Below are 23,882 nucleotides of genomic sequence, written 5' to 3' on the forward strand. Positions count from 1 at the left end.
GTTCGATGAAGGAAATCCATAATGCGTTTTAAAATTTTGGCTGCGGTTTGCGCCGTCCTGGGGTTGAGTGCCTGTGATGCCGGCCCGTCTGGCGGCGCCGGAGCATCCGCCGATGGTGAGATGCTGGTGGTGTTTTCCTCGCGCCACTATGATTCCGACTATGCGCTTTATGATGCGTTTGAAAAAGAGACCGGTATCGACGTTCGCACCATCGAAGCCGATGGCGATTTGCTGGTTGAACGGCTGAAGGCGGATGGCGCAAGAAGCCCGGCAGATGTCATCATCACTGTTGATGCGGGCCGATTGTGGCGGGCCGAGCAGGAGGGCCTGTTTGCGCCAATGCAATCGGACATTCTCGATGAATCCGTCCCTGCGGGTGTCCGCCATCCCGATGGCCTCTGGTATGGCCTGGCCAGCCGCGCGCGGGTCCTGGTCTATGCGACAGACCGTGTCGAGAAAGATCAGCTTTCCGGCTATGAAAGTCTCGCCGACCCCGCTTTCAAGGGGCGGGTCTGTGCCCGGTCGTCTGGGAACATCTATAATATTTCGCTACTCGCCGCACTGATCGATCGTTGGGGCGCAGAGAAAGCCCAGGATTGGGCCAAAAATGTTGCCGGTAACTTCGCGCGCGATCCCCTCGGCGGCGATACCGATCAGATCAAGGCCGTTGCTGCGGGCGAATGCGATGTTGCTTTGGTCAATCACTATTATTTCGCGCGGTTGATGAACGATGAAAAGGACAAAGCCATCGTCAAGGACCTGGCAGTTTTCTGGCCCGAAGCGGATGAAGGCGTGCACGTCAACGTCTCGGGAGCGGGTGTCGCCAAAAATGCACCAAATCCCGAATTGGCAAAGCGGTTCATCGAATTTGCCCTCAGCGAGCAGCCGCAGCGGTTTTTTGCCGAGTTGACCAACGAATATCCGGCTGTCCCGTCGATCACATATGACAACGCGGCGCTGGCGAAATTGGGCGCGTTCAAGTCGGATCCGATCAGTTTGCAGAAACTCGGAGAAAATCAGGCAGAGGCTCAGAAACTTTTTGATCGCGCTGGCTGGCCCTGATCGCTACATGCGTCCGGATGACCCAATTTTCTGTTCGGCGCTGGCGTAATATCGGTCCTGCACCCTTTGGCATTGTTGCCGCGCTGCTGTGCACATTGCCTGTTCTCGCCCTGGTGCCGATGGCATTTGCCGGTGGCGGCTCGCATGTCGGCCATCTGGTTGAAACCCAGCTTGCCGACTATGCGATCAATTCGGCGGCAGTGGTTGCGCTTACGGTTTTCGGCACCGTGTTGCTGGGTATTCCGACGGCCTGGCTTACGACGCGATATGATTTCCCGGGCCGGTTGTTCTTTACCATCGCCTTGCCGCTGCCGCTGGCGATGCCCAGTTACATCGCGGCTTATGCCTGGCTGTCGATGACCGCCAGCGGCGGTCCTCTGGATAGCTACAGTGGTGGAATGGTGCCTGCTGTACGCGGAATTCTGGGTGCCGGATTCGTGTTTTCCATCTGTCTCTATCCCTATATTTATCTGCTCTCGAGACAGGCGTTTGCGAGCTATGGCATGAACAGTTTCGAAGCCGCGCGCACTCTGGGGGCCTCGCCATTGCGGGCGTTCTGGACGGTGTCATTGCCTTTGGCACGGCCTGCGATCATGGCGGGAGCCGCGCTGGTCGTCATGGAAACATTGGCGGACTATGGGACGGTGGATTTTCTCGGAACACCCACTTTTACAGTCGGCATCCTGCGAGCCTGGATTTCCTTTGGCGATCCCGAAGCTGCGGCCCGGCTTGCCCTGATATTGTTACTCTTGACGCTGGTTGCTTTTGGCGGCGAGCGCTTGCTCCGGCGCGGGCGAAGCGTTGCTGAGGCGGGTGGACGCAGCAAGCCGTCCAGCCGTGTGCGTTTGTCACCATCTTCTGCGGCACTCGCAATTTTGTGTTGCACGATCCCGGTGCTGCTTGGGCTGGTCGCGCCGGTCTGGCATCTGGCGTTGCTGGCGCTCGACAATCCGGCGCTGCGTTCTCCGATCAACGCGCTGCAAGGGACGCTGCTGGTCGCGACGCTGTCCGCGGTGATTGCCGCGGCTGTCGGGTTGGGCGCTGCCTATGCCCAGCGTTCGGGCGGCTGGTTTGCGCGTTTTTCCGTCCGCGCCGCCCATACCGGATATGCGGTGCCCGGGGCGGTTTCCGCTCTCGGTGTGATTGCGCTGCTGGCGGCCGCACAGGCATTGCTCGATACCGCATCGGGGTCCGTTGCGCCGCTAATCGCGGGCGGCGGCCTTGTTGCGCTGTTATTTGCCTATCAAGCCCGGTTTGCGGCGGCGGCGATCGGACCCTGTGAAAGCGCGCTGGGGCGCATTACACCGACGATGGACCATGCCGCCCGCTCTTTGGGTGCCAGTCGCTGGTCGGTGATCCGGCGCATCCACATACCGATGGCCTTTGGCGGTATCGTGACCGCTGCGCTGCTGGTCTTTGTGGAAGTGATGAAAGAACTGCCCGCGACGATGATTTTGCGCCCGCTGGATTTTGAAACGCTGGCGGTCAGCGCGCATCATTTTGCATCGGATGAACGGTTGTCGCAGGCGGCATTGCCATCATTGCTGCTGATCGCCTTGGGTTTGCCGATCATGATCATTGTCAGCTGGCTCATGTCTTACCAACAAAACCGGGAAAATGGCGCGTGAATGATTTTGTAATTAGCGCTCGCGGATTGATCAAGTCATGGCGCGGGCGTCCGGTTCTCGACAATGTCGACCTCGACCTCAAGCGCGGCTCGGTTACCGCGATACTCGGGCCTTCCGGAACCGGAAAATCAACCCTGTTGCGGGTGATTGCCGGGTTGGAAACCGTCGATGCCGGTCAGGTTGTCAATGCCACAGAAACATTGACCGATCGCGTCATACTGGTTCCGCCGGAGCGCCGCAATATCGGTCTGGTGTTTCAGGACTTCTCGCTTTTTCCGCATCTATCGGCGCTCGACAATGTGCTGTTTGGATTGTCGGGAGGATCCGCAGCAGCCCAGCGTCAGCAGGCCCTCGATCAACTGGACACGGTTCGGATGGCCGACAAGGCCCAGGCTTTTCCGCATACCTTGTCGGGCGGGGAGCAGCAGCGGGTGGCGCTGGCCAGGGCGTTGGCACCGCAGCCAGATGTGGTTCTGCTCGACGAGGCCTTTTCCGGCCTTGATGCCAAGCTGAGAGTAGAGCTGCGGACAACCGCGCTGGATGCGCTACGGGAATCGGGCGCGGCCGTTCTGGTGGTCACGCATGATGCGGAAGAAGCGATGTTCATGGCGGATAATCTGGCGTTGATGGCGGACGGTGCGATCATTCAGGCGGGCACGCCGGATGAACTCTACCTCGCCCCGCAATCTGCGGCCGCCGCCCGGTTAATGGGGGATGTGAACAGCTGGACCGGCGTGGTCCGGAACGGACAGCTCGATAGCCCGTTTTGTGCGATTGCGACGGAGCAGCATGAAGAGGGCGACCGTGTCACATTGCTGGTGCGGCCGGAAGGAGTCGGTCTGACCGAAAACCCAACCGGAAAATTTGATGTTGTGGATGTGCATCCGCTGGGAGCGATGGCGGCAATCACCATCCGCACGACCGGCGGAGAGGTCTGGCAGAGCAGGGTGCCCATCGGATCCCGATTTGCAGTGGGAGCCAAGGTCGATATTGATCTTGTTGCAGACCTGACCAATATTGTGTCCTCTGACCCATGAACGGCCAGTGGAAGTCCGCCAATCGTTATGCCGTGAAATGGTTGCCAGGATTGTCGCTGCCCCGACCGGGGATGGACCAACCTTCCATCGCGATGCTCGAGATGGTAGTCGAAAATCTTGCGATGGATCCAGAGGTCACTTTTTGACAAAAGGGCCGCTATCATCTTCTGGCCTTTCGGCCATCCCTTAATAAACCGCCGTCGGCAGAGCCTTTGCTGTCCGTCCATGACCGCGCGGACGGTTGGTTTGCCGAACGCTGTCCGATCCGTCATGCGAAGATGCCTGGTGCCGGCCGAGCCGTTAAGCCTGTCCACCGTACAGCAACGGAGACACGTGATGAACAAGATCGGCCTAGGCATTGCAGCCTTGAGCATAGGCGTTGGGACGCAGCCCCTAGCTGCCCGCAATTATCTGGAAGATGCTTTGAAGGCGACCGCAAGCGGTCCGGTCTATTCCTATCACCTGCACTATATCTCGCCGGAATTTCGCGCCAGGGCCAGGATTGATCCCAGCCGGCAGAAGGGTCGCCGCGTGAGCATCATCTCGCCCCCGCAATCGGAATGGGGCAAGGCGGAGAAAAAGGCGTTGATCGACGTGGACAGGAACGCCGCGAAGGCGTTCTGGTGCCACAGCTTTGCCAAACGCATTCCATTGCGAAGTGCAAAACTGATCAGTCAGAACGCGAAAACAGCGACCTACCGGTTCACACCCCTGCCCGAACCGGGTGACAAGGATGATGCGAAAATGATGCGCCATCTGGTCGGCACCGTCACGGTCGCCAAAGCCAGACCGGCGATTGTCGCATTCGGACTCACTGCTCCGAAATCCTTCAAGCCCGCCTTTGTCGCCCGCATCAAGACCTTTGTCGTCAGCGCAGAATGCGCGCGCACGCCTGATGGCAGGACCTATGTCACTCGCTTTGATCTCAATGTTTCGGGATCGGCGATGATGCAGAATTTTGTCGAGAAGGAAACCCGCATTCATTCCGGTCTGCGGCGCGCGCCGAACTGACCCGGCACCCGTTCTCGACCAAGCTAAACCCCAACCCGAACAGGATCGAAACAGATGATGTACAAACTACCCCAGGCATTGATGGCAGCGACCTTTCTGCTTTCTGCAGGCGCATGCGCGCAAGATATTGCACACCCAAAAACCAAATTGGCCAGTCAGGTCAACCTGCATGGTTTGTGGCAATCCGATGGCTATGGATATGTCGTCGATATCAGCAGGAAAAAGGTCAAGCTCTATGATGTGACCGATACGGTTTGTGTGCGGTCGAAGGAGAAAGCCGCTCAGGTCAAACATTATCTCGAAGACACACCTCCCGTGTTGGGCCCAGACCAACAAACCGCCGCGTTCCACGCCACACTGGAAGATTATCCCATTTCCCTCCGGCGCATCACGCAACTGCCAGCGGTTTGTGACAGATTGAGCAGAGATGATCCGCGCGCCACTTTCGAAGCGTTTGCGAGCTACTTTGCCACACATTATGCCTTTTTCGATCTCTACAATATCGACTGGCCTGCGGCCGTTGCCGAGAAACGGCCGATGGTCACCGAGAAAACCAGTGACGCCGAGCTTTTTGCCATATTCAGTGATCTGATGCGGCCGATGAAAGACGGGCACTTGTCGCTATCAGCCAGGATAAAGGGCAAGGACAAAACCTATAGCCCAAACCGGGGCATTGTCGCTGACAGCCTTAGCCAGATGGCGAAAGCCGCCGGCGCCGACCGCAAAGAATATAGCGATGGCTTTTTGAAAAAATACTGGATGGAGGGTGTCGGCGAGACGATCCTCAAGGGGGAAGGGGAGCTGGCGGCTGGATATTTTGTCCAATATGGCATGCCGACCGACGATATTGCCTATATCGGTTTTCTGACTGTTGCCGGCTTCGGCAATGGCGATCTGCTGAATGAGCGCGGCGATTTGGTTGCACTTAACCGCATTCTAGACAGTGCCTTTGCCCAATTTGAACAGGCGAACGCCAAGGCGATGGTTATCGATCTGAGCACGAATTTTGGCGGCTATGATTTTATCAGCCGCGCGATTGCCAGCCGCTTTGCCGACCAAAAACGGTTTGTCTATTCGAAATATGCTGCCGATCTTCCGGGCGCGGAACCCTATAAGCACTATATCACGCCCTATGCCGGCACCCGGTTCACCAAACCCGTCTATGTGCTTACGTCGGATGCGACGGTCAGCGGCGGTGAAATACTGACCATGGCCATGCGGGTGCTTCCGCATGTGACCCACGCCGGTCAGGCCACTCGCGGTGCTTTGTCCGATGTGCTTGAAAAGCAATTGCCCAATGGATGGACGCTGGCGCTTTCCAATGAAGTCTATACCGATGCCGAAGGCGAAAAATGGGAAAGCCGGGGGATCACTCCAGAATTGCCGATCTCTGTCTTTGATCCGGACAATCTCGGGCAAAGTCATATCCAGGCTGTGCAGAGGCTGATCGCCCATATCGAACAAAAACACTAGGTCGACGCGCGGTAGCTATGGCTGCGGTTTGCGTGATCGATATTGTGAAGGCGTTTGTCCGGTTTCCTTTTTGAAGGCATTATAAAAGGACGACCTCGAATTGAAGCCGACGTCATAGGCGATGTTGGTCACCTGTTCTTCGCTGTCCCGCAACAGCGGCATGGCTTCCTGGATCCGCCAGCGATTGACATAGTCAAAAAAGGTTTCCTGTAACTCTCCGTTGAGGGTTTGCGAGACGTAATTTGGATGGGCAGAAATGTGACGCGACAGATCGCGCAGCGACAGATTGGGATTCATGTGCAGCCGGTCGACCTTCATGGCGCTATCAATCTTGGCCGCTATGCGTTCAATCTGTTCCTGTGACAGCGCCGAGCGATCATATTTCTGTTTCCCGGCTTTTGGCTCGGAGGCGATGTGCTGTCCGTCCGGGGATGGCGCACCCTGGCTGTCATCCTGTCGCAAGCCGGGCAATTGGCGCAAACCCCAGATCGACAGCATCCAGATAAGGGCGACATTCGCCACTTCGCCAATGATGGCCCGGCTCTCGGAAATGGCGAAGATGATGCTGTAGACACCCCAGAACACATTGATCAGCAGGAGTGCCAAAATCCACAAGACCCAGGTCAGCTCGCGATTCTGCGTGCTCGCATACAGGTCTTTGAGCCGTTTCCAATAGCGCAGTAACCGCAGCAGGATCGGCACGACATAGCCGAGCAACTGCGCGATATATATCAGAGTGATGCCGATCAGCAACGCGGTGGCGATCACCACTGCTCTCGATTCCGAGCCCGAGGCATCGCCGAGTATCTGTTCGCGGACAGCGGAGGAAAAGCTTGCCATCGCGATGCACACTCCGATGCCGAGCACGAACGGTATCAGATGCAGGCTGTCTTTCCATTGCAGCGGCGCGGGCTGTTCGGACGTCAAGGCAACGACATATTTCCAGATCGCAGGCGCCAGCAACAATGTGGCCGGGATACCGGAAAGACTGATTGCGTGCTCAATACCACGGTTTTCGATAGCAAAGGCAAACGGCATGGACGACAATTCCGTCACCGCATTGGCGAGGAAAAAGATGATCAATGGAATGCGGACATCCGGAATCGCGCTGCGCATGGCCAATATGTTCGCAGACAGCAGCGACTGCGCCAATGCGATCACGGTCAGCGTTAACGCCAATGTTTGATAATTACTCACGCACTACTCCAGCATCACCAGTCCTTCTAGATGCCGACCGCGCGCCGGTGACAAGGTTTTTCTGGAGTCTCTTGTCCATCAATGACGGGAAAGACACGGGATATGTCTCCCTCGCCATGAACAGATGAAGGGGCAGGGCTGTCGCGCCATTGGCTGGTTTCTCAATGAAACGTCCAACTACGGAGACCATCATGTATCGCAATCTTTTAGCTATTTCTGCCTGCTCGCTTCTTTCAGTAACACAGCCCGCAAAAGCCGAGTTGAACGGGTTCGGACCGTCTGAGGGATTGTCCCTGGGCGCAGGAATAATTGCCGAATTTTCGCCCTATCAAGGCGTCGAAACACCAGACGTCACGCCGATCCCTTACATCGCATGGGATTGGGAAAATGCGCATATCGGGGTTGATGGCATAAGCTATAGTTTTTTCAATTCAGACATGCTTGAGATCACATTGCTGGCTGATCCGCGATTTTCGTTCACCGACCCCGATGACTCGCCGCTGTTTGAAGGGATAGATAGAAAAACGGCGCTGGAAGTGGGCGCCAGGGCGAAGCTCAGCGTGGGCAATGTCTATGCCGAAACCCAGTTTCAGCATGATGTTACGGATGTCCACAACGGATATGAAGCCACCGCGAAAATCGGCTGGACCCAGGATTGGGATCGGTTTTCAATTGATCTCGGCGGCGGCGTTTCCTTGCACAGCAAAGAACTCAACGCGCATCTCTTTGGGGTGCGGTCGGACGAGGCCCGGGCCGATCTGGCAGAATTCGCGCCGCCCCGATCGTTCAACGCTTTTGCCGAAGCGGAGCTGGGCTATGCCTTGAGTAGCAAAACCCTGATCTATGGTTTTGCCCAATATACACGGCTTAGCAAAAAGGTGCGTTTAAGTCCGCTGGTCGACAAAAAGGGTTCGGCGACAGTCGGCCTGGCCATTTTGCAGCGGTTTTAGTTGTTGTTGATAGCCGCCTTGCCATTTGGGGGTAGCGCTGCGGCGGGGCGCGTTTGATTTCAGCGTACGCACAAGCAATCCGCCGCGTTCGCGCTCAATCAGCTCCGGCACTTTGTGATCATACCAATGAAAACATTAGGTATATTATATTGGTATTACAAAAAGAGATTATTGGAATATATAAAAGGTTGACAGATTTAATTTCAGTGCCCATTTTCCCGCCATAAAGATAGAAACAGGGAGAATAAGGATGCTTCGGAAGAACGGAGGCGCCCAATTGCAGCGCCGCTCATCAATGGTGAAATATCTTCTGGCCGGCTGCGCAACGGCGGCATTGACCATGCCCGTTCAGGCGCAAGAGCAAAGCGCGGATGCCAGTGCTGATGACGAAGACTTGATTATCGTCTCCGGTATTCGCGGAACGATTCAGAATTCCATTGAGGAAAAACGCATCGCGACAGAAGTCTTTGACGCGCTCTCGGCAGAGGAGATCGGAGACATACCCGCACTCTCGATCGGTGAGGCTCTGGAAACCCTGACCGGCGCAGGTTCGCACCGCGAACAAGGCGGCGCAACGGAGATTTCAATCCGTGGTCTCGGGCCATTTCTGGGTTCGACGGTGATTAACGGTCGCATCGCGACTAACGGCAGTGGTGATCGCTCAGTCAATTTCAGCCAGTTCCCGTCAGAGCTTTTCAACAAGATCGGTATCTACAAGACCCAGGCCGCCAGCTATATCGAAGGCGGCGTCGCCGGCCAGATCGCGCTCGAGACCGTTCGTCCGCTCGACGTTGGCAAGCGCAGCATTCAAGGCAATTTCAAGCTCAATATCAATCCGGACAATCTGGATATCGATCCGGACCAGCGGTTCCAGAAATTTGGCTATCGTGCGACGGCCAGCTATATCGACCAGTTCCAGCTGGGTGATGCAGAATTGGGTATCTCGCTCGGCTATTCCCGCAACAAGACATCCAATCCCGAGCAGGAAGCCAATGTTTCCAACACCATTCGGGCCTGTGTGCTTGATCCAACGACGACCAGCGATGGCGTATTTGATGACGGCAATTGCGACACCAGCTCGGGCACGATTGACGGCCTACGCGACGGCACTGTCACTGACGATTTCGTGATTGCGCGAAACAGCTATTCCTTCCGGTCCAACATTACCGATGACGAACGGGACTCTTTCTTTGGCGCGATCCAGCTCAAGCCGAGCCCGGACGTCGATATCAACGCCGACTTCCAATATTCGAAACGTCTCTTCCGGGAACAGCGCAGCGATTTGAACTTCGCCGAAGGGCGTCGCATTGACGGGCCAGGGGATCCCAACCGGATCGATCTTCCGCTGATTTTCACCGAAACCGGAGCGTTGCGCCAGTTCACGAACGAACAGCGGATTGAGGCGGTCAGTGAATATCTCGAACGGGACGAGGAATATTATGGCGGCGGGCTTTCGCTGGATGCCCAGGTTTCCGAACGGGTCAAGATTTCGCTGGATGCATCCTATTCGCGAACGCAGCGTATCGAAGAAGCGGTGCAGATCCGCTTCCGGACCGAAGATGGTGAATCGATCTTCGGCAATACGGATGCCAATGGCGATCCGTTTTTCCCGGAAGCCTTTGAAAGCGATCAAACGCCCAATGCCGGCCGAACAAACGGTACGGATGACCGGATCGAGACGGCTGTTCAGATCATGCAGAACGGTTCGCAAGCACTGAACTTTGTGACCCAGAATTTTGATGTGACCGATTACGGCCTGTTCGCCAATGATCCACGTTTGCGCGCTGATCTCGAGCAGGACCGGTTCAACAGTGTCTGGGCGTTCCGCGGCGATGTCGAATATGCGATGGACGGTTTCATTACGACTGTGCAGGCCGGTGCCCGCTATCAGGAGTTGAAATATAAAGACGTGCCCGGCGCTCTGGGAGCCAGCCGCTTTCAAAACAACTATAATGACACCGATGGCACCGGTGCACTGGCAGTGGCAAACCAGGAATGTCGGACGACATTCCCCGAAACGGGTTTCTTGTCTTCAGTTTCCGGCGGAAATCCTCTGATCACCAATGTGGATCTGGCGGGCAATGTCATCAGTACATCCAACACGTTCGCAACCTTTGATGCGCTTTGTATTGCGCAGGTATTGGAGCGGGAAGATCCTTCGGGTCTGCAATTTGATGAGAATGGCGTGCCCATTTTCCCGACCGGTGATTTTGACTCTGCGCAGAATACCGATGTTACGGAGAATAGCTGGGCCGCTTATCTTCAGGCCAATTTTGACGGCGACCTGGGTGATATGCCCGTGCGCGGAAATGTCGGTGTGCGGGTGGTCAAGACATCGGTGCGTTCGGTCGGCTTCCGTTCGGACTTTAATGTCATACTGGATGATTCCGATGGCGACGGAACCGCCGGCTTTGTGCTGGACGAGGATACCACCAACCTGCTCCGGCGGCAGACGAAAAATTCCTATACCGAGTTTCTGCCCAGCCTGAATCTGGTTGCTGAATTCCGTCCCGAACTGCTTGGGCGCTTTGCCATATATCGGTCGCTTTCGCGTCCGGATCCGTCCGCCTTAGGGGATGGCCGGACCTTCAGCTTCAACGACGACGAGTTTGCGACAGCGGCAGAAGCGGTGGCAGGCGGTTTCAACGATGTGAACGCGACCGGCAATCCGTTGACTGATCCACTGCTCTCCTGGAACGTGGACGTAGGTCTCGAATGGTATCCGAACGATGACACGGTGCTGGCCTTCAACGCCTATTATAAGAGCTTTGACGGCGGCTTTGACGCGATCGGATTTAACGAGACGTTCAATATCAACGGACAGAATGTCGAGCTGTTCACGAGATCCGTTGATACCACCGATGATACCAGCAGAATCTATGGTGTTGAGATAACAGCCGCCCACCGTCTCAGCTATCTGCCGAAGCCTTTTGATGGCCTCGGTTTCAAATTGAGCTACAATTATGCCGACTCGAATTTTGAATTTGAGGACGATACATTGGGTGCGATCACGATCCCGACCCCGACCGGTGCGGTTTTCCAAAATGGACTGATCGTTCCTTCTAACCTGTTTGGTTTTTCCAAGCATGTTCTGTCGGCACAGGCCTATTACGAGATCGGCCCGTTCGATTTCCAGGGTGTCTACAAATATCGGAGCAACTACTTCCAGCAGTTCGTTTCAACGCCAGGCCGTGTCCGGTACGTCGATGACGTGAGCGTATTCGAGGCGCGGGTGTCCTTCCGACTGAATAAAAATGTCAAGTTTACGCTCGAAGGCATTAACCTGTTCAACGAACCGCGAACCAATTTCCGCGGTGCGCCCGATGATTTCGGGGCAATCCAGGTCTATGGACCGCGCTATTTTGCCGGTGTTCAGTTCAAATTTTAGAACAGCAAAAGGAAGGTGCGACCGATTTTTTTATTGGTCGCACCAATAATGCATCATTGACAGACCAAATCGGTCGACAATTTATAGGGGTTTGCGCTAGACAGTAGAGCCAGAGGTCGCAATCAGTTGTAACGGAGTTCACGAGAACATGGCCGAACAAAGACTTTATCACCGCGTTGCGGAGCAAATCAGGCAACTGATTGATGAAGGTGTTTTTCCTCCGGGAACGCGTCTCCCCGGCGAACGTGAACTGGCCGAACGTTTTGATGTTAGTCGGGTCACGATCCGCGAAGCCGAGATCGCCCTGCAGGCCGTTGGTCATATCGAAATCAAGACCGGGTCCGGTGTCTATGTCAGTGAAGAACAGCCGCAACAGCCTGGTCAGCTGCCCGAAGTCAGCGCTTTTGAGGTGACCGAGGCGCGTTCGCTTATTGAAGCCGAGGCTGCGGCGCTGGCCGCGAAGATTATTTCCGATGAAAATCTCAAGAAACTCGACGATTTGATCGAGACTATGGGCAATAGCGATGAGGAAACATCGCTCGCTGCCGATCGCGAATTTCATGCCATGATTGCACGATCATCGGGCAATGGTGCGATGGTCCATGCGATTGAATCCTTGTGGCGCATGCGCGAGGAATTGCCTGAGGTGAAGCATAGCTATGATGCGGTTTGCGAAGCGGATGCCGCTGCCCGTGCCAAAGAACATCGCGCGATTCTGGATGCGCTAAAGGCCCGGAACCCCGGTGCCGCGCGGCGAGCCATGCGGGAACATTTCCTCCGCCTGATCGGATCCATGCTGGATGTGACCGAGCAGGAAGCGTTGCGCGAGGTGCAGCAGCGCGCGATTGAAAGCCGTGAACGCTTTCTGGATGTCGCCCGAATGGGCTAGCCAAGGTCTTTTTGAAGATCACTGTCGTTGATTGAGCCGCTGATTTATGTTTGGAACCCGCTTGCGGGTGGCACCGGCGCTGCACACCTGAGTGTCGCAAAAATGTAACACAAAAAATGTCTTTCCGCGCCCGTCCGAGATTGTTTGGGTTTCAGAATCGCTAAGCGTTTCTGAAACAGGCATTTTTATCTGGAATGCATAATTGGTATGACAGAATATGAATAATAGGTCCTCATTAAAGGTTGACATACTTGGTAGGCAAAGTCAGTTTTGTGACAAATGACAAAAATGACTTGGGAGGGGATCTCGATGACTAAATCAACTATGGCTGCGCGCAAAAAAGGCGCACGGGCAAATTTCACAGCAGCGCTTTTGGCGGGCTCGGCAATGATGGCGGTGGCTAGTCCCGCTTATGCCCAGAATAATGACGGCAATGATACGGTCGAAGCGGAAGACGATGTTATCATCGTTTCCGGCATTCGCAGCTCTCTCGCGAGCGCTCTTGCGGAGCAGCGCGAAGCAGATAGTCTGATCGAAGTCATTAAGGCTGAGGATATCGGCAAGCTTCCCGACCAAAACCTCGCTGAGGTTCTGGAAAACATCACTGGTGTTCAGATCACGCGCGAAAACGGTGTTGGTACTGGTGTTCAAATCCGGGGTACGGATAGCAACCGGCTCGAAATTAATGGCGTAACGACGGTTGGCGCGGGTAATGGTCGCGGCGGCATTAACTTTGAAGATTTGAATCCGTCAATCATCGCGGGTGTTGAAGTTATCAAGGCGCCTGAAGCGAAGCACATCGAAGGTTCCGTTGGTGGTACGATCAACCTGAAAACCATTCGCCCGCTTGATTTATCTGAGTTTCTCTTAAGCGTCCGCGGGCAACTTGAAGATAGCAGCCTTTCATCGGACGGCTTGAAGCCAAGAATTTCAGGCGCAATCGGCAAAAAATGGGAAACTTCCGATGGACGGGAATTCGGATTTGTATTGAGCGGCAGCTACACTGAATCATCAAACACCGCTTTTCGTCCGCGTCTTGATCGTGATAATCTGACAGATTGTTCGGGTGCCACTCCACCGACCTCGTGTCCGGCTGGGGCGCCAGGATTTCTGGGGGTTCAGTTCCTGAATCAGGTTCAAGAGACTCAGAATTTCGAAACGTTCAACATCGCGGGCTCGATTGAAGGTCAAGTTACGGACAATCTGAAGCTTTATGCTGATTATATTTATACAGACCAAACGCGAAGGCTTGCCGGTTCAAGGGTGCAGTTTTCCAACGTTAGTCGGTTGAACGGCGCAAGCGACAGAACCAACGGCGGCAATATTAACTTCACAGACTTTGCGACGTTCAATTTGGGACGCGACGCCATAGGTCAAGATCTGGGCAGCATTCTGGCCGTCACAGCAGGCACTTTTACGCCGCAACAGCGATCGGATTTTGCTACCGACGAGGACTTCAGAAACGCGCGCGGTGCGCCATTCATGCGCGTATCCAGCGACAATGGTTCGCGTTTGACCACAAGCGATGTATTCAGAGCTGGGGCCGAGTGGGAAAGTGACCGGCTAAGTATCGCTGCCGAATTCTCCAGGGTATCTTCAGATACGGTCAATCCAAACCTGTCTTCAACCCTCAACTTTATCAATCCGAATTCGGATATTGCACCAAACAACGCTGCTGGTACCAGCTTTCGGGACGAAAATGGCATCCCGATCATATTTGACTTGAGGGACGGCATTTCCTTCGGCATCAATTTTGCCGACCCATTTGCACCAACAACAGCTCAGTTGCTGGATCCAAATAACTATGTGCTTGATGGCACCCCTACATATTCCGCCAATATTCAGGAAAATGAGGAAAACGCATTTCGTTTTGACGCCTCCTATGATTTGACGGACGCGTTGCCCTTTATAAGATCAATCGATGCTGGCTATCGTTATAGTAATCGCACGACCCTTAGGGACAACAGGCAAGCGTCTCGTAGTGGTTCAAGCTCATTGGCCGGCAGTTTGAATGCAGGTGGAATTGCGAGCCTCGTAACGCCAATTCCTGACAACTTCGGGCAGGGCACGGGTAGCGATTTGTTCGTTTCGGGTGTGTTGCACCTGGATCCGAACAATGGTGCCAATCCGGAAGATACGGTAGCGGCGATCAATGCGGCCGCTGCGGCCCAGGGCCTCGGTCCAATCTTCACCTCAGAACTGACGTCGATTGCGGGTGACTTCTTTGATATCGAAGAAGAAACGCATTCCATTTACGGCCAAGTCAATTTTGAAACTGAGAATGGAAGGTTCCGCGGGAATGCGGGTCTACGCTGGGTCGACACCTCTATATCATCGACAGCCAATGTGTTGGGCGCTGGCAATCCAACCCTAAACACGATTGAAAGCGGCTACGATCACTTCTTGCCGCGTGTGAACGTCGCCTTTGATGTCACAGATGACATTGTCTTGCGGGCGTCTTACTCTGAGGAAATCAATCGACCTGGCTTCGTGAGCATATCATCGGCGCTGGAACTTCCGGATGCGGGTGCTGTGAACAGTAACGCCGTAGCTGGTAACCCCAATTTGCGACCTGAAGAGATTACCTCCTATGATGTGTCGGCAAGCTGGTATTTTGCGCCAGAAGCCGTCTTTAGCGTAGGCTATTTCCGCAAGGAGCGTAGCGGGCTATTTGGAGTTAACGTTGATGAGCCGGGTGGCCCGGGTGATGCAGGCGTTATTGCGCCTAACACGCGCGACACAGTCGGTCCCGTCTGTGAAGCTGGCGGAATTTTCTCTCCGCTGACAGAGGCAGGCATCTTTGGTAATGGCGAAACAGGTGTCTGTGTTGGGCTTCAGGCTCCATTCAACTCAAATGGGACAACCACTCAAGAAGGTATTGAAGTCGCTTTCCAATATAACTTAAGCGATTGGGAAGACAGGCTTGGCAGCTTTGGATGGCTCTCTGGTCTTGGTGTCGTGGCCAATTACACATACCAAACTGAAAGTAACAACTCCGGTTTCACCGATATTGCTGGCTCCCGGGCTCAAGCAATCTTTGCGTCACTCGGTTTTGATCCCAACGTGAATCCTGTGCAACGTGAAACGGCTACTTTGCTGAACCTGTCCAAGCATGCTTATAACGTGACGGCATTTTACGAGAAATTCGGTCTATCAGCGCGGGTACGTTATACGTGGCGTGACACGTTTAGAACGGACGATCTGCCTGGTACAGGTAACGTGTTTGAGCCTCTTGGCTTCCGGGGCGCTGTTGAGCCCAGAGGACAGCTAAACGCTAGCGTAAGTTATGCAATTACCGATCAGATCACCGTTGGTGTGGAGGGGACTAACCTGACCAAGTCCAGCCAGAATATATCTTGTGTGAATGATGGTGCATTGCTGTGCTACGAAGGCATCACGGATCGCAGAATTCAATTCGGGGCGAGCTTCACCTTCTAGGCGAGACGGTATCGTTTGAAGTCTTGGGCTGGCCAGCCCAAGACTTCAAATCTCAGGAATACCAAATACGGGGAGGCGCGGCACGGGTTATCCCGGCCGCGCCTATTTCGATTGAAGCTACCCAGTCAACAAAGATAATAAATTGGTATATATATTTGGTAGTATGAATTGGTTGACAATCTCGGATATCGTTGATACCCGATAATCAACAATGAGAGAGGATATTTTGGGGATGGTGCTCAGGCTGGGCCTGTATTTGATAGCATGCGTTCTGGTTGCAACGCCAGTCTCCGCAGAAGTCTATCTTGTCAGCGACCAAACAGAATATTTCGCGGCTGAAAAGAAACTCAAGGCTGGCGATACCATCGTTCTGGCCGACGGCGTCTGGAATAATTTCGAAATCAAGTTTTCGGGTAACGGTACCAAGAAAAAGCCGATAACCCTGCGTCCGCAAAGCGTCGGCAAGGTCATTCTTTCCGGCCAGTCCAATCTGCGTATTGGCGGGACATATATGGTCGTAGCGGGTCTGGTTTTCAAAAATGGCTATAGCCCCACTGGCGAGGTGATTTCCTTTCGTCGCTCCAAGCAAGATCTGGCCTCGTACAGCCGCGTCACCAATGTGGTGATCGACCATTTCAGCAAACCGGATCGCTATGAAAGCGACTATTGGGTTGGCCTGTATGGCAAACATAACCGCTTTGATCACAATCATCTGGTGGGCAAGACCAACAAAGGGGTGACCTTTGCGGTGCGGCTGGACTCCGACGAGAGCCAGGAAAATTATCACCGCATTGATCATAATTATTTTGGACCCCGGCCAGTGCTCGGTTCGAACGGTGGCGAAACCTTGCGCATCGGGACCAGCAAATATTCGATGTTCAATTCGCACACGACGGTGGAGAATAATTATTTCGACCGCTGCGACGGCGAGGTTGAGATTATCTCTTCGAAGGCGGGTGAAAATATTTTCCGCGGGAATGTCTTCTTTGAATCAAGTGGGACGCTGACGCTCCGCCACGGCGATGGCAATCTGGTCGAAGGCAATGTGTTTTTCGGCAATGGCAAGGACCATACGGGCGGGATTCGCGTGATCAATCGCAACCAGACGGTGCGTAACAACTATATGGAAGGTTTGCGCGGCACGGGTTTTGCCAGTGCCCTGACCGTGATGAACGGTGTACCCAATTCGCCGGTCAATCGTTATGTCCAGGTCGACAATGCGATTGTCGAAAACAATACGGTTATCGACAGCACGCGCATCACGTTTAATGCCGGAGCCGATACCGAGCGCTCTGCCGCACCGGTCAACAGCCGTTTCGAAAACAACCTGCTTGGCGGGACGAATAGCAGCACATTCGTCGCCATCCAGGATGATATTAGCGGCATTGCCTATGCGAATAATCTGCTGACAAACGGTCGGATGGACAAGCCGGTGGCTGGCATTTCCACCACCGACATGGCGCTAAAGCGCGGGCCCAATGGTCTGCTTTATCCGGAAGGATCGCGTGTCGGAGCCTCATCGGACCTGAAGCCGGTAACCCGCGATCAGGTTGGGGTCAAATGGTATCCGAAGCCCCCGCGGGCGAACGCTTTGGTACGGGCAAGGCGATCACTGTAGCGCCGGGTGAAGACAGTTTGACCGATGCCTTTGCCGCCGCCGCTGATGGCGATCGCCTGATCCTGAGTGCGGGTGAGTATCTGGTGAACAAGGTTCTGCCACTCGACAAGGCCATTTCTGTTGAGGGGCCCGAAGATGCCGTTGCCCGGATCAGTTTTGCGCGACCATCGCTGATTGAGATCAAGCAGGGTGGCAGTCTCCGCCTGACCAATCTGACGATTGATGGCGATATGGCACCGGATTCGGTAGGCAATGCGGTGGTTCGCACGACCATTTTTCCGATCCAGTCCAATTTCCTGATCGACTTTGATGGCGTCAACGTGACCAATCTCGACGTCAATCGCTCCTTTCATGTGATCACCCTCGGCAAAAGTTCCTTTGCCGACCGGGTTCGAATCCGGAACAGTAATTTCAGCAATATCTCCGGCTCGATTTTGCAGGCGGCTGCGGAAACCGAGGATTATGGCCAGTATAATGTGGAATATGTCGAGGTGTCGGATTCCAATTTCAAAGATATTGGCGCGGCGCTTTTCAATATCTATCGCGGAGGCCGCGATGAAAGCACGTTCGGGCCGCATTTTTCGCTGACCGATTCCAATTTTCTCAATGTCGGACGCAGCAAGAATAACGTGTCGCGTGCTTCGATGATCCTTCACGGCGTCCAGTATAGCGACATCCGGGACAATAATTTTCTCGATGCCGCCCCGATCAAAATCGTGCACACGGTCGGCCGGCCGCAAACCCGGATCGCCGGCAACAAGGCACAGAATATGCCGGAGCCGGTGCTCGAGGAATTGAATTACGAAGGCGCGCATCGCGCCACATTATCCGATAACCGGTTTGAAGGTGCAGCAAAGCCATGATGGGCAAGCTCCTCGCGGTCGCCATGTGGGGCGCTGCTTCTTCCGCCGCGGTGGCAGGGCCGGTCGCACTCTCCCTGAACGGCTCTGCCGCAGCGGTGCAACAGCACGCGCCCTTGTTTCAACAGGAACTGGATCGATCGCGGGCCTTTGTCGACCGGATGATGGAGGCTGGCGTTGTGGTGCCGGTGCCAAAAGACCCTGGCGGCGGTTATACCCACGAACAGCACAAGCAGAATTTCAGGATCATCTATCAGGGCGGCCAGCTGTACAAACTGACCGGTGAACAGAAATATGCCGACTATGTGCGCGATATATTGCTCGCTTATGCGGCGCTTTATCCAACGCTGGGAGAGCATCCCGCGCGCAAGAACAGCCAGGGATCCGGTCGGCTCTTCTGGCAGGTGCTGAACGATGCGATGTGGATGGTCGACAGCATACAGGGCTATGAGGCCATAAGGGACAGTCTTTCAGAAGCCGACCGCAAGAATATCGACGACAATCTGTTCCGCAAGGCCGCGGCCTTCCTTTCGACCGGTTCGGCGGTCACGTTCAGCAAGATTCACAACCACGCGACTTGGGCCACGGCTGGCGTTGGCATGACTGGCTATGTTCTCGGGGACCGGGAGCTGGTAGACGTTGCCTTGCTGGGCCTCGATAAAAGCGGCAAGACCGGGTTTCTGCGGCAGAGCGAACTGCTTTTTTCACCCGATGGCTATTATACCGAAGGACCCTATTATCAGCGCTTCGCCCTGAAGCCCTTCATTGTCTTTGCCGGAGCGATTGAGAAAAACGACCCGGCACGGAAAATATTCGAACATCGCGACGGCATCTTGCTGAAAGCGCTGCGGACGACAATTCAGCTCACCTATGCCGGCCGGTTTTTCCCATTTAACGATGCGATACGCGACAAGAGTCTGAAGACCGACGAGCTCTATCATGGCGTTGCGGTCGGCTATAAGAAAACGCGCGATCCGGGTCTGCTATCCATTGCCCAATGGCAAGGGCGCACGGTGCTGACCGATGAAGGGATGATGGTTGCCAATGATCTGGCGGCAGGCAAGGCCAAGCCGTTCGCGTTCCAGTCCTTGCTGCTGTCCGACGGACCGGAAGGCAGGCAGGGCGCGGTTGCGATCATGCGCCAGGGCAATGGCATGACCGGTCGGGCGCTGGTTGCCAAGAACAGCTCACAGGGCATGGGGCATGGGCATTTCGACAAGCTAAGCTGGCAATATTATGACAATGGTCACGAGATTGTCAGCGATTACGGCGCGGCGCGCTTCCTGAATATTGAAGCCAAGCAAGGCGGTCGCTACCTGCCGGAAAACGAAAGTTGGGCAAAGCAGACGATCGCGCATAACAGCCTCGTGGTCGACGAGCAGAGCCATTTCGGCGGCGATCGAACGGCGGCGGACAAGCTGGCGCCAGACCAGCTCTATTTCGCGGACGAGCCGGTCAGCCAGATCAGCACAGCAACGATGGCAGGGGCTTATCCGGACGTTGCGTTTACCCGGACATTGGCCTTGCTCGATGTGCAAGGCCTGGAGCATCCGCTGGTCGCCGATATCATGCGAGTGAAGGCGGATGGGACCCATCAATATGATCTGCCGCTGCACTATGCCGGTCATATTATGCGGGTTGGATTTGATGTGGATTCCAACGTCCAGGGCCGGCCGGTTCTTGGCGCCGCCAATGGCTATCAACATATCTGGGTTGATGCGACGGGCAAACCGTCCACCGGCGATAAGGCCTTTGTCACCTGGATCAAGGATGACCGGTTCTACACCGCGCGCTGGGTCCCGCAGGCCGGCAGCGAGACCGTTTTGGCGGAGAGCGGTGCCAATGACCCGAAATTCAATCTTCGCCGGGAACCGATGCTGATGCAGCGCGTGACCGGCGGCAAAAACACGATCTTTGCCTCCATTCTCGAAACGCATGGTCGCTATGACGGCGCGGCCGAGCGCACGACAGCAAGCGACAGCCAGGTCAAGACTATCCAGCATTTCCAGGAAGGGGATGCGGATATCCTACTGATCGAAACGCTGGCCGGAGCCCGGTCCGTGCTCGCCATTTCCTATGATCAGGACAAAAACAAGAAACATGAAGCCACGATCAATGGCCAGAAAATCAGTTGGACCGGTTTCGCCGCCCATCTGCGGTTGGGGGAATCAGGTGATGAGTGACGCTGTATTGCGCGGAGCGCAAGTCGATCCCTTCGTGCGGGGCGCCGAAGTACCGGTGGAAACGCTGGAGCCGGGCATCAAGCGGCAGATACTGGCCTATGGTCCGGATCTGATGCTGTGCCGGCTGTGGTTCGAAGCGGGCGTCGCTGGCACCGTACATCAACATTATCACAGCCAGATCAGCTATATTGAAACCGGTCGCTTTCGGGCCATGATGGGCGGTCAGGAACGGGATCTGGTGGCGGGTGACAGTGTCGCCATAACGCCGGATACCGATCACGGGATTACATGTATCGAGGCAGGTTCGCTGCTCGACATATTCAATCCTGTTCGGGAAGATTTTCTCGAAGGGGGAGAATGATCATGAAAATTAACGGATTACGCTGGTGGGTGGTTGGACTGGTCGCACTGGCCACGATCATCAACTATATTGACCGGCAAACGATCAATGTCTTGTGGCCCGCCCATATCGCGCCTGACCTGTTTCCGGACATGGATGCCGATGGCCATAAATATATTCTCGGTATCGTTTCCACAGTATTCATTTTTGCCTATGCGGCCGGTCAGGCGATTTTCGGGAAAATTTTCGACTGGATCGGCACGCGACTGGGCTTTGTCCTGTCGATCAGTGTTTGGTCGATAGCAACAGCGGCGCATGCCTTTGCCCAAGGGGTGCTGAGTTTCAGTTTCTTCCGCGCTGTCCTCGGTGTTGCAGAGGCCGGCAACTGGCCAGGCGCGACGAAGGCGAATGCAGAATGGTTTCCGACCAAGGAACGCGCGCTCGCTCAGGGGATATTCAACTCTGGCGCTGCGATTGGCGGGATAGTCTCGATTCCGCTGATCGGCTATATGGCGCTGTATTTTGACTGGAAGATTATCTTCATCCTGGTTGGTCTCGTCGGACTGATCTGGCTGGTGCCCTGGATGGTCATCGTCAAAGCACCGCCGCAATATCACGATTGGCTGTCCGACGAAGAGCGCGACTATATTCTCACCGGTCAGAAAACCGAAGATACAGATGATGAGGAAGATGAAGGCTATAATCCGGCCACTGGCGAGCTGCTGTCGCGCAAGGAAAGCTGGGGCGTCATCATAGCATCCGCAGCGATCGACCCGATTTGGTGGTTGTTCATTATCTGGATCCCGACCTATTTGTTCGAAGTCCATAATTTCAACGTCAAGGACCTGGTCGCATCTGGCTGGTTGCCATATGTCGGCGCGATGCTCGGGGCGTGGTTTGGGGGTTTGCTGGCCCAGAACCGTTTCAAAGCGGGATGGAGCGTGAACAAGACCCGGAAGTTCACGATTACGCTGGGTTGTCTCATCATGTTGCCAGCGCTTATGGCGCTATCGGTCGCATCGACACCGTGGCTGGCCTTGGGACTCATGTTCACGATCCTGTTCGGTTTCCAGACCGCAATCGGCAATGTGCAGACTCTGCCCAGTGATCTTTACGGCAAGCGGACAGTGGGAACGCTGTCGGGATTTGCCGGGATGGCGGCGAAACTGACCGCAGCGGGATTAACCTATCTCGTTCCGATCATCACCGCCGGCGCCAATTACTTTTCTGTTTTCGTCCTTGGCGCGGGCCTGGCGCTCACCGCCATAGCCAGCGTCTGGATTTTGTGCGGCGAGATCAAACCGCTCAAACCGCACAAAACCAAAACAGCGACCGTTTAGATTTTTCACCATTTTATAGACAGGGGAAGACATGACTAGATTGAAAGACAAGGTAGCAATTGTAACCGGCGGGAGCCGGGATATTGGTCGGGCTGTGTCAGTGAAGCTGGCTGGCGAAGGGGCAAAGGTCGTTGTGAATTACTGCAACAACGAAGAGCAGGCCAACGTGACGCTTGACGAGATCAAGAAGGCGGGTGGCACCGCGATCGCCTATAAGGGCGACATGATGAAGCCCGACGACGTCGCGGGCATGGTTGCCGCATGTCAGGAAGCCTTTGGCGAGGCGATTGATATTCTGGTCAATGTGACCGGCGGGCTGGTCGAGCGCAAAGGCCTGGCTGAGATGGACATGGAGTTTTTCGAGCATGTCATGCGGCTCAATGTCACGTCGACCTTTCTCGCGACGCAAGCGGTTGTCCCGCACATGAAAGCCGGGGCCTCGATCGTGAACTTTGCGTCTCTCGCCGGACGCGACGGCGGCGGTCCGGGCGCGGCGGCTTATGCCACGTCAAAGGGCGCAGTGATGACCTTCACGCGCGCAATGGCCAAAGATCTCGGACCCAAAGGCATTCGCTGCAACTCGCTATGCCCGGGTATGATCGCGACATCGTTCCATGACACGTTCACAGCCGATGCGGTGCGCGAAAATGTCGCCAATTCGACGCCGCTGCGCCGCCAGGGCCATGCGGACGAAACCGCCGATGCAACCGTCTATCTGGCGTCGGATGAATCCTCGTTCATCACCGGCACCAATATCGACATTAATGGCGGCCTGTTTTTCTCTTGATGGGATGCGCTTAGCGAGATCGACATGGACATAGAACAGCAACTTGAATCGCGCCTCAAAGCAGCACCGGTGGTTCCGCTTATCGGCGCGAACGACACCGGTGTCGCGGTAGAAACCGCTGAAGCGCTGAGTGCCGGCGGACTGAGCGTGATCGAGGTTGTGCTGCGGACGGATACGGCGATTGATTGCATGGAAGCGATTGCCAAAAAGAGCTCGGGGCTGATCGTCGGAGCGGGAACGGTGTTGACCGTCGCCCAGGCCGAGGCGGTTGTTGCGCGCGGCGCGCAATTCATTGTTTGTCCGGGATTGGTCGATGCGGTGGCGGACTATTGCCTTCGCCAATCGATCCCGCTTTACGCCGGCACGATGACCGCCGGTGAGGTCCAGCGGGCTTATGCGCTGGGCTTGCGAACGGTGAAGTTTTTCCCGGCGTCGCTCGCTGGCGGTGTCCCGATGCTGAAAGCCCTGTCCTCGGTCTTTCGCGACATGCGGTTCATGCCGACCGGCGGGGTTTCTGCAGACAATCTGGGTGACTTTCTGGCGCTACCATCGGTCATGGCCTGTGGTGGCAGCTGGTTGACACCATCCAGTGCGATCGACGCTGGCAATTTTGATGCGATAACCACTTTGGCGCAGGAGGCGGTCGCCATTGGCCACCGGGCGCGCCCAACGGAGAATTAA

The 23,882-nt window shown here is 55.3% G+C and carries 17 protein-coding genes; 16 read left to right on the plus strand and 1 reads right to left on the minus strand.

Annotated features, from left to right (window positions below; translation table 11 throughout):
• Window positions 1–21 precede the first annotated feature (21 nt).
• From ACZ1GS_RS04215 to ACZ1GS_RS04235, 5 genes are all read left to right on the plus strand, one after another.
• Entirely contained in the window at window positions 22–1,062 is a 1,041-nt protein-coding gene (locus tag ACZ1GS_RS04215; protein ID WP_472697237.1) for an extracellular solute-binding protein, read from the plus strand.
• Between the two features lie 17 nt (window positions 1,063–1,079).
• A complete protein-coding gene (locus tag ACZ1GS_RS04220) occupies window positions 1,080–2,690 on the plus strand; it encodes an ABC transporter permease (protein ID WP_472697238.1) in 1,611 nt (536 codons plus the stop codon).
• Window positions 2,687–3,727, plus strand: coding sequence for an ABC transporter ATP-binding protein (locus tag ACZ1GS_RS04225; protein WP_472697239.1), 1,041 nt, complete (start codon window positions 2,687–2,689; stop codon window positions 3,725–3,727). Before ACZ1GS_RS04220 ends, ACZ1GS_RS04225 begins: the two co-directional genes overlap by 4 nt.
• 336 nt (window positions 3,728–4,063) lie before the next feature.
• On the plus strand, window positions 4,064–4,738 hold the full coding sequence (locus tag ACZ1GS_RS04230; protein WP_472697240.1) for a hypothetical protein: 675 nt from the start codon (window positions 4,064–4,066) through the stop codon (window positions 4,736–4,738).
• A gap of 54 nt (window positions 4,739–4,792) precedes the next feature.
• On the plus strand, window positions 4,793–6,211 hold the full coding sequence (locus tag ACZ1GS_RS04235; protein WP_472697241.1) for a S41 family peptidase: 1,419 nt from the start codon (window positions 4,793–4,795) through the stop codon (window positions 6,209–6,211).
• 15 nt (window positions 6,212–6,226) lie between these two features.
• Here ACZ1GS_RS04235 and ACZ1GS_RS04240 read toward each other — a convergent pair whose 3' ends face one another.
• A complete protein-coding gene (locus ACZ1GS_RS04240; protein ID WP_472697242.1) occupies window positions 6,227–7,408 on the minus strand; it encodes a helix-turn-helix transcriptional regulator in 1,182 nt (393 codons plus the stop codon).
• A gap of 191 nt (window positions 7,409–7,599) precedes the next feature.
• Between ACZ1GS_RS04240 and ACZ1GS_RS04245 the strand changes: the two genes are divergently transcribed.
• The 11 genes from ACZ1GS_RS04245 to ACZ1GS_RS04295 all read left to right on the plus strand — a co-directional run bounded on the left by ACZ1GS_RS04245 (window position 7,600) and on the right by ACZ1GS_RS04295 (window position 23,882).
• Window positions 7,600–8,358 (plus strand): MipA/OmpV family protein, encoded by a 759-nt coding sequence (locus ACZ1GS_RS04245; protein ID WP_472697243.1) that lies wholly within the window; start codon window positions 7,600–7,602, stop codon window positions 8,356–8,358.
• A 295-nt stretch (window positions 8,359–8,653) separates the two neighbouring features.
• Window positions 8,654–11,746: a TonB-dependent receptor gene (locus tag ACZ1GS_RS04250; protein ID WP_472697244.1), complete on the plus strand. Its 3,093-nt coding sequence runs from the start codon at window positions 8,654–8,656 to the stop codon at window positions 11,744–11,746.
• Between the two features lie 148 nt (window positions 11,747–11,894).
• On the plus strand, window positions 11,895–12,635 hold the full coding sequence (locus tag ACZ1GS_RS04255; protein ID WP_472697245.1) for a FadR/GntR family transcriptional regulator: 741 nt from the start codon (window positions 11,895–11,897) through the stop codon (window positions 12,633–12,635).
• A 309-nt stretch (window positions 12,636–12,944) separates the two neighbouring features.
• Window positions 12,945–16,073, plus strand: coding sequence for a TonB-dependent receptor (locus tag ACZ1GS_RS04260; protein WP_472697246.1), 3,129 nt, complete (start codon window positions 12,945–12,947; stop codon window positions 16,071–16,073).
• A gap of 256 nt (window positions 16,074–16,329) precedes the next feature.
• Window positions 16,330–17,691, plus strand: coding sequence for a polysaccharide lyase 6 family protein (locus ACZ1GS_RS04265; protein ID WP_472697247.1), 1,362 nt, complete (start codon window positions 16,330–16,332; stop codon window positions 17,689–17,691).
• On the plus strand, window positions 17,634–18,554 hold the full coding sequence (locus ACZ1GS_RS04270; RefSeq protein WP_472697248.1) for a hypothetical protein: 921 nt from the start codon (window positions 17,634–17,636) through the stop codon (window positions 18,552–18,554). Before ACZ1GS_RS04265 ends, ACZ1GS_RS04270 begins: the two co-directional genes overlap by 58 nt.
• A complete protein-coding gene (locus tag ACZ1GS_RS04275; RefSeq protein ID WP_472697249.1) occupies window positions 18,551–20,734 on the plus strand; it encodes a heparinase II/III domain-containing protein in 2,184 nt (727 codons plus the stop codon). The genes ACZ1GS_RS04270 and ACZ1GS_RS04275 overlap by 4 nt, the downstream gene beginning before the upstream one ends.
• Window positions 20,727–21,095, plus strand: coding sequence for a cupin domain-containing protein (locus ACZ1GS_RS04280; RefSeq protein WP_472697250.1), 369 nt, complete (start codon window positions 20,727–20,729; stop codon window positions 21,093–21,095). The genes ACZ1GS_RS04275 and ACZ1GS_RS04280 overlap by 8 nt, the downstream gene beginning before the upstream one ends.
• A 2-nt stretch (window positions 21,096–21,097) precedes the next feature.
• Entirely contained in the window at window positions 21,098–22,414 is a 1,317-nt protein-coding gene (locus ACZ1GS_RS04285) for an MFS transporter (protein WP_472697251.1), read from the plus strand.
• 31 nt (window positions 22,415–22,445) lie between these two features.
• Window positions 22,446–23,201, plus strand: a complete 756-nt coding sequence (locus ACZ1GS_RS04290; RefSeq protein WP_472697252.1) for an SDR family NAD(P)-dependent oxidoreductase — start codon at window positions 22,446–22,448, stop codon at window positions 23,199–23,201.
• A gap of 24 nt (window positions 23,202–23,225) precedes the next feature.
• Window positions 23,226–23,882 carry a bifunctional 4-hydroxy-2-oxoglutarate aldolase/2-dehydro-3-deoxy-phosphogluconate aldolase gene (locus tag ACZ1GS_RS04295; protein ID WP_472697253.1) on the plus strand — a complete coding sequence of 219 codons (657 nt, stop codon included), beginning with the start codon at window positions 23,226–23,228 and terminating at the stop codon, window positions 23,880–23,882.

This window comes from Parasphingorhabdus sp. W113, assembly GCF_055693205.1.

Excerpts from the sequence above, each read along its gene's own strand:
- ACZ1GS_RS04215 (WP_472697237.1), top strand. The coding sequence starts at position 22 with ATGCGTTTTAAAATTTTGGCTGCGGTTTGCGCCGTCCTGGGGTTGAGT.
- ACZ1GS_RS04220 (WP_472697238.1), top strand. The coding sequence starts at position 1,080 with ATGACCCAATTTTCTGTTCGGCGCTGGCGTAATATCGGTCCTGCACCC.
- ACZ1GS_RS04230 (WP_472697240.1), top strand. The coding sequence starts at position 4,064 with ATGAACAAGATCGGCCTAGGCATTGCAGCCTTGAGCATAGGCGTTGGG.
- ACZ1GS_RS04235 (WP_472697241.1), top strand. The coding sequence starts at position 4,793 with ATGATGTACAAACTACCCCAGGCATTGATGGCAGCGACCTTTCTGCTT.
- ACZ1GS_RS04245 (WP_472697243.1), top strand. The coding sequence starts at position 7,600 with ATGTATCGCAATCTTTTAGCTATTTCTGCCTGCTCGCTTCTTTCAGTA.
- ACZ1GS_RS04250 (WP_472697244.1), top strand. The coding sequence starts at position 8,654 with ATGGTGAAATATCTTCTGGCCGGCTGCGCAACGGCGGCATTGACCATG.
- ACZ1GS_RS04255 (WP_472697245.1), top strand. The coding sequence starts at position 11,895 with ATGGCCGAACAAAGACTTTATCACCGCGTTGCGGAGCAAATCAGGCAA.
- ACZ1GS_RS04260 (WP_472697246.1), top strand. The coding sequence starts at position 12,945 with ATGACTAAATCAACTATGGCTGCGCGCAAAAAAGGCGCACGGGCAAAT.
- ACZ1GS_RS04270 (WP_472697248.1), top strand. The coding sequence starts at position 17,634 with ATGGTATCCGAAGCCCCCGCGGGCGAACGCTTTGGTACGGGCAAGGCG.
- ACZ1GS_RS04275 (WP_472697249.1), top strand. The coding sequence starts at position 18,551 with ATGATGGGCAAGCTCCTCGCGGTCGCCATGTGGGGCGCTGCTTCTTCC.
- ACZ1GS_RS04280 (WP_472697250.1), top strand. The coding sequence starts at position 20,727 with ATGAGTGACGCTGTATTGCGCGGAGCGCAAGTCGATCCCTTCGTGCGG.
- ACZ1GS_RS04285 (WP_472697251.1), top strand. The coding sequence starts at position 21,098 with ATGAAAATTAACGGATTACGCTGGTGGGTGGTTGGACTGGTCGCACTG.
- ACZ1GS_RS04290 (WP_472697252.1), top strand. The coding sequence starts at position 22,446 with ATGACTAGATTGAAAGACAAGGTAGCAATTGTAACCGGCGGGAGCCGG.
- ACZ1GS_RS04295 (WP_472697253.1), top strand. The coding sequence starts at position 23,226 with ATGGACATAGAACAGCAACTTGAATCGCGCCTCAAAGCAGCACCGGTG.